The organism is Thiolapillus sp. (genome assembly GCF_048562965.1).
GTDB lineage: Bacteria > Pseudomonadota > Gammaproteobacteria > Chromatiales > Chromatiaceae > Thiolapillus > Thiolapillus brandeum_A.
In genome coordinates this window covers 1-855 of the sequence record NZ_JBHNMF010001131.1, presented here as the reverse complement: position 1 = coordinate 855, position 855 = coordinate 1, and the positions used below count along the sequence as shown (strand labels likewise).

At 52.3% G+C, this 855-nt stretch carries 1 protein-coding gene; it reads left to right on the top strand.

What is annotated here, in order from left to right; translation table 11 throughout:
- The first annotated feature begins 215 nt into the window (after positions 1 to 215).
- Positions 216 to 554 (top strand): hypothetical protein, encoded by a 339-nt coding sequence (locus ACOCD2_RS22790; protein ID WP_293650620.1) that lies wholly within the window; start codon positions 216 to 218, stop codon positions 552 to 554.
- Positions 555 to 855 lie beyond the last annotated feature (301 nt).

Genomic DNA, 855 nt, shown 5'->3' with positions numbered 1-855 from the left:
AAACAACCCCGGATAATGTGGCCGGTTCAGGCCCCGTTGTATTTTCTGACTCCATCTGCGGCAACTCGTCGAACAGACTGGGTTGGTTGCTGGTATCTATTCTCGCAACACGCCTTTTTATTAGGTCGGTTTTTCATCGTAGCGAAGCTAAGAAGAGTAGTGGTTCCACATAAGGGTCTAGGTTACCCTCAACCGTAACGTTCAGGAAGGGGCTTTTGCGACACCCTCCTTATGGCGTGATCATTGAGGAGATTGACCCCGGTGAGCGATTCAGCCTGGTTCGGGATTCGGAAATAAGTGGCGAGAACGCCGGCAGTGGCAGCGCCATCGGTGCGGAGTTCCGGGGCAATGGCAACGGCGGTATTTTAAACTCCGTGGTGGGGGGCGAGGCGGCAAGCGGCAGCGGATATGGCGTGCATTTCGTCAGCACGGCAGCCAAAGCCAAGGTTATCTACAGCGCCCTGATCGGTTCTACTGCCAGCGTCAATGACGAAGCCGCGCAAACCAATTGCAAGGGCAATCTGGATGCCGATCTGAACGACGTGGGGTGTTAGGGAACCGCTGAATAAATCATGAACTCGCATCTTGCACCCGGCGCTTCCGATAACTGCGTTGAAGTTCTTGCCAATAGCATGCTATTGGCTGCGAACTTCGCCTTGTTCTCGAAAACGCCGGGCACAATCTGCTTCGCTCAGATTTAATCAGCGATTCCCTAGGAAACTTCTGACTGATTCCTTAGGGAAGCTCTGATTGAATCGACCAAACAGGGTAAAATATACCCACCTCCCAGAACATAAGTACAGAGCCAAATGAAGCAACAAAGTTTCGCGTCATTGACTTACGCCGCCAAGAAAC